This window comes from uncultured Cardiobacterium sp., from assembly GCF_938028185.1.
GTDB lineage: Bacteria > Pseudomonadota > Gammaproteobacteria > Cardiobacteriales > Cardiobacteriaceae > Cardiobacterium.
This window is the reverse complement of the sequence record NZ_CALJAH010000230.1, coordinates 1-4565: the sequence shown is the minus strand read 5'-3', so window position 1 is coordinate 4565 and position 4565 is coordinate 1. Positions and strand designations below refer to the sequence as shown.

General features: G+C 54.5%; 6 protein-coding genes. All 6 read left to right on the top strand.

Annotated elements, in window-relative coordinates:
- Window positions 1-370: DUF6404 family protein (locus Q0349_RS06710; RefSeq protein WP_298080107.1), on the top strand; the 370-nt coding region annotated here is incomplete at its 5' end.
- On the top strand, window positions 363-785 hold the full coding sequence (locus Q0349_RS06705) for a DUF6404 family protein (protein WP_298080106.1): 423 nt from the start codon (window positions 363-365) through the stop codon (window positions 783-785). The genes Q0349_RS06710 and Q0349_RS06705, both read left to right, overlap by 8 nt.
- Window positions 786-788: 3 nt before the next feature.
- Window positions 789-1712 carry a DUF6404 family protein gene (locus Q0349_RS06700; protein ID WP_298080105.1) on the top strand — a complete coding sequence of 308 codons (924 nt, stop codon included), beginning with the start codon at window positions 789-791 and terminating at the stop codon, window positions 1710-1712.
- Window positions 1687-2076 carry an MmcQ/YjbR family DNA-binding protein gene (locus Q0349_RS06695; RefSeq protein ID WP_298080104.1) on the top strand — a complete coding sequence of 130 codons (390 nt, stop codon included), beginning with the start codon at window positions 1687-1689 and terminating at the stop codon, window positions 2074-2076. Before Q0349_RS06700 ends, Q0349_RS06695 begins: the two co-directional genes overlap by 26 nt.
- Window positions 2060-3637, top strand: a complete 1578-nt coding sequence (gene guaA, locus Q0349_RS06690; RefSeq protein ID WP_298080103.1) for a glutamine-hydrolyzing GMP synthase — start codon at window positions 2060-2062, stop codon at window positions 3635-3637. The genes Q0349_RS06695 and guaA overlap by 17 nt, the downstream gene beginning before the upstream one ends.
- 3 nt (window positions 3638-3640) lie before the next feature.
- The gene (locus tag Q0349_RS06685) at window positions 3641-4483 is read left to right on the top strand and encodes a hypothetical protein (protein WP_298080102.1); all 843 of its coding nucleotides are present in this window, start codon (window positions 3641-3643) and stop codon (window positions 4481-4483) included.
- Window positions 4484-4565: the final 82 nt, after the last annotated feature.

Below are 4565 nucleotides of genomic sequence, written 5' to 3'. Positions count from 1 at the left end.
GGCCTATCTGAAAGCCGCCGATATTCCAAAATTCCTGAAGAATGAGAAATGGTGGTTTGTTCACAGGTTTTTCTGGAGGCATGGCATCGCCTTGCCGCCTGCCATCTTGGCCAATTTCGCCTTCAATTTTGTTTATTTTGGCATTAATAGCATCCCTATATTTCTCTCTACTCCTTTGATATTTTTATATATACTGCGTTGGCATAATGGATTGACGTCTGTGGAGTGGGTGGTGTATGGGATAATTTATTTTATAACTTACGGAGCGATGATGGCGTATTCAACACAGCGCCAGCGGCAAAAATTAAATTTGCTCACATGGCAAGAAGTGCAAAACCTGCCCGATACACCAAGCGACAATCATGCCTAAACTACCAGCCAATGATCCAAAGCCTATCATTTACCGGCCAGCAAAAGCCGGGCAGCAAAATGGCGCTTATCCGCCTTCCATCCGCAGCGCTTTGGCAATCCTGCAACCGCTTGGGTTGCCCCGTTGGTGTCAGCGCACGCCGTTGCATCATTTTCTTTGGCAGCGGGGCGTGATGTTGTCGCCGCCGATATTGGCGGGTTTTGTCGGCAATTTTATGGGCTATGGTTTTTGCTTTGCACTGCTTGCCGCTTTGGTTTTATGGCTGCTTTCTGGCGGGTCATTGCTGGCAATCATGGGCGGCGCTTTTTCTGCCGCGATGATTGGCGGGTTAATCGTCGCCTGCCGTTTGCGTGAATGGCGGGAAGCACACAATTTGCCATCATGGCAGGAAATTTGGCAATCGCCGAAGGAGTAATTTATGTCATCGTCTTATCCGGCAATCATTGCCCAGGTATTACCGCGTTTGCAGGCGCTCAAACTGCCGCATCACTTTCAATCTACTTGGTTACACCATTTTTTGTGGCGGCGGGGCATGGCTTTGCCACCGCTAATTCTTGCTGGATTCTTGACCAATTTCGCAATCTTTGCACTACGCGATGGTTTTATTATTGCCCTGATGCTATTTCTTCTGCGCGTATCGTATGGCTATATGGATGGCTTTACGCCTTTATTATTTTTGCGGGGATGGTTAATTGTCGGTGTTTTTTTCGGCTTCCTGCAGGCATTGAGTTATCGCGGTTTGCGTATTCGCTTTGCTTTGCCAACATGGCGAGAGGTTAAGCAAGGCAAGGAAATTCCGGCAACACTCAAGCAGCCAGCGGGTAAAAACCACATTTTTCCGCTGTGGCTGCGCCTGTCGCTTGGGCTTGCCTGTTGGCTTTTGTTGGGTTGGGGCTTTTTTCTTTGGCTGGCGCCAAAACTTGATACGCCCAATGCGCTATTTTCGGTTTGTATTTTGGATGATGCACGTCCGCAACTGGTGCATTTGGCGGAGCCGACGCAATGGCAAAGCAAGCCGCTTTGTCGTGAGCCGCTGTATTTTGAGGAGAATGATGGATTGCACCGTATTTATCTTGAACGCGATGGCGATACGGTTTATGTCAGGGAATTTGCGGACAGTATGAGCGATCCGCTCGAGTTTTCTTACCGTATTGATGACAGCACCCATCCGCCAACGGTTACGCCATTATGGTGGCGTCATGCGGCTACGCTGAAAAAGATGGTCTCTGCTGTTTACGCCATTCCTTTCGCCGTCATTCTTTATCGCATTTTGTGCCGGATTATGATCCGCCGTTTTTTCCGCAAGGAGGATAGTCGTGAATCCGCAAATGTTATTCACTGAAATGGAAACCCGCTATGGCGTCGCGCCAGAGTTTTTGTGGCGCGCGCATCCTGATTATGCGGTGTTCCGTCATGCGGATAACCGCAAATGGTTTGCGGTGTTGTTGAATCCGCCCGGTACAAGTGTCGGTTTGCCGCAGGCGGAGGCGGTGCAGCTCCTGAATGTGAAGGCGCTGCCGGAAAATCTGGTAATATTGCGCGGTATGGATGGCGTGTTGCCCGCTTATCATATGAACAAGTCGCATTGGCTCAGTTTGCATCTTGCTGCTTTGCCCGATGCGGTTATTTTGGATTTGCTGGATGACAGTTTCCAGCTTACCCGCAAGAAATTCAAACTAAGGATTCTCCATGACGACCCCGCCTGATGCCGATAAAATTTTGATTCTCGATTTTGGTTCGCAAGTTGCGCAATTGATTGCCCGCCGCGTGCGCGAGGCTCATGTTTATTGTGAGTTGCATCCGTTTGATATGCCGCTGGCCGAAATTAAGGCTTTTAATCCGAAGGGGATTATTCTTTCCGGTGGCCCCAATTCGGTTTATGATTCGGACTATCAGACCGATACCGGGATTTTTGACTTGGGTGTGCCCATATTGGGCATTTGTTACGGGATGCAGTTTATGGCGCATCATTTGGGCGGTGCGGTTAGCCCCGGCGATCAGCGCGAGTTTGGTTATGCGCAGGTGAAAACGATTGACAGCGATTTGACCCGCAATATTCAGGATGATTTGCCGCATACGCTCGATGTGTGGATGAGCCACGGCGACAAGGTATCGCAATTGCCGCAGGGTTTTTGTGTGATTGGCGAGACGCCGTCTTGTCCGATTGCGATGATGGAAAATGTCGGCAAGCGTTTTTATGGCATTCAGTTTCACCCGGAGGTGACGCATACGAAACAGGGGCGGGCGCTGATTAACCGTTTTGTGCTGGAGATTTGCGGCGCGCGTCCAAGCTGGACGATGCCGAATTATATTGAGGAAGCGGTCGAAAAGATTCGCGCGCAGGTCGGCGACGAGGAGGTGATTCTCGGTCTTTCCGGTGGGGTGGATTCGTCGGTCGCCGCCGCGCTCATTCACCGCGCTATTGGTGAGCAGCTTACTTGTGTTTTTGTTGATCACGGCCTGCTGCGCCTCAATGAGGCGGAGATGGTGATGCAGATGTTCGCCGAGAATTTGGGGGTGAAGGTCATTCATGTCGATGCCAGCGCCGATTTTATGGCGAAGTTGGCGGGCGTGACCGACCCGGAGCAGAAGCGCAAGATTATCGGCGCGGAGTTTGTTGAGGTGTTCCAGCGCGAGGCGGGCAAGCGGGCGAATGCGCGCTGGCTGGCGCAGGGCACGATTTACCCGGATGTGATTGAATCCGCCGGGGCGAAGACGAAAAAGGCGCACGCCATCAAGAGCCATCACAATGTCGGCGGGCTGCCGGAGTCGCTCAATCTCAAGCTGCTGGAGCCGCTGCGCGACCTGTTCAAGGACGAGGTGCGCGAGCTGGGTGTCGCCCTCGGCCTGCCGCATGACATGGTTTACCGCCACCCGTTCCCCGGCCCCGGTCTCGGCGTGCGCATTCTCGGCGAGGTGCGGCGCGAATACGCCGACTTGCTGCGCCGCGCCGATGATATTTTCATCGAGGAATTGCGGCAGACGCGCGATGAAAACGGCGTGTCGTGGTATGAGCGCACCAGTCAGGCGTTCGCCGTGTTCCTGCCGGTGAAATCAGTCGGGGTGATGGGCGATGGCCGCACTTATGATTATGTGGTCGCGCTGCGCGCGGTGATTACCAGCGATTTCATGACCGCGCACTGGGCGGAGCTGCCCTACAGCCTGCTGGGGCGCGTCTCCAACCGCATCATCAACGAGGTGCGCGGTATCAACCGCGTGGTGTATGACGTCAGCGGCAAGCCGCCGGCGACGATTGAGTGGGAGTAAGCGATGAGTACCGACTTGATGCTGACGCTGGCCGTCATTAGCGTGGGTGGCATTATTGCCCTGTTTATCAGCAGGATGGTGGTTGATAGCGAGCGTAAAGGCGTACGCCTGCTCGTCGCCGCGCTGGTCTTCGCCATTCTTGTCGCCCCCGCGCTGTGGGGGCTGAATCACTATCTGCGCACCACCACGCCGGACAGTGAGCCTGCGCCGCAACCGGGCGAGGATGAAGCGCAACAGGGCGCACTGCTGGCGACGCTGAAAGAAGAAGAGCCGCAGGTTTATCAGGAAATCCTCGCCAAAATGCGGCAGGGCGGGAGTACCGACCCGCAACAGCTGGAGACGCTCTTGCGCGAGACCTACGCGCCGGTGCTGTTGCGACGACTGCCGCGCCTCGGCGACGCTACCCTGCAACAGTTCGAGGCGATTTTTTTGAAACAGCTCAAGCTGTTACAGGAGCGCGACCCGGAGCAATGCTTTGCCCTGCTTTTTCCGGGCAACGGCGTAGCGAGCGACATGGCGCTGTTGCGCGAAACTACCGCTCAAAGTGGCATGGACGCGATGCAAATCGCCATCCTGCGCGACAAAACCACGCCTGCCGCGCCGCCTGATGCCGCCGCCATTCAGGCACTACAGGCGCAAATCCGGCAAGACCTGCACCAACGCTACGGCGAGAAAATCGTGCTGGCGGCCATCCCGGAAATGGCAAAAACGGCGGAAGACCGCGCCTTTCTTTGCGCGGCGACGATTGATTTCTACGAAGCGCTGAATGACCCCGGCGACCCGGTGAAAACCGCGCTGCTGCGGCAAATACTTTCCCCAGACGCAGCGGACAGTCCGGCGGAGTGAGCGCAGGGGGCTGGTCGTTTACATACACCTTCCCCGCTATCCTGTATGTAAATTGGATGGTGTCCTGAAATATATGCTGTCT